General features: G+C 62.0%; 1 protein-coding gene and 1 pseudogene. Both read right to left on the bottom strand.

Annotation, left to right across the window (positions count from 1 at the left end; all coding sequences use genetic code 11):
- Positions 1-189 (bottom strand): annotated as a pseudogene (locus EN939_RS37770) (hypothetical protein); the annotation flags it as partial.
- Positions 190-199: 10 nt separating this feature from the next.
- Positions 200-403: hypothetical protein (locus EN939_RS37765; RefSeq protein ID WP_206528494.1), on the bottom strand; the 204-nt coding region annotated here is incomplete at its 5' end.

Genomic DNA, 403 nt, shown 5'->3' with positions numbered 1-403 from the left:
CAGCAGAACGATTAGAGCCCCAAGCGCCAGGATGGCGATCGGGGTCGCCTGGGCGACGATGTTGATGAGGCTGGCGGTTGAAACGATGCGGGCGTCGATGAGCGCGAAGATCGCCAGCAGGATGACCAGCAGGATCAATGGCGAGAGGTCGAGAAAGCGCCTGCACCAGATGTTCTGTTGGCGGGTCATGAGGATCCTCTCATCGGATGTGCCAATCTTCGACCGGTTCGCGCAGGCCTGATTTGACGCTGCGCAGGATGGCATCATTGACGGCGACGGCGCGCAGGGCGTCGCCGACCGGCATCACGAAAGGGGTGTCGTCGCGAACCGCCGAAATGAAATGGTGGACCTCCTCGAAGAGATCCCCGGTGATACGGCCATTGACGGTCGGCCAGTGCAGGGC

The organism is Mesorhizobium sp. M7A.F.Ca.CA.002.05.1.1, from assembly GCF_003998335.1.
Lineage (GTDB): Bacteria > Pseudomonadota > Alphaproteobacteria > Rhizobiales > Rhizobiaceae > Mesorhizobium.
The sequence above is the reverse complement of the archived record's forward strand: the minus strand, read 5'-3'. Positions and strand labels throughout refer to the sequence as shown.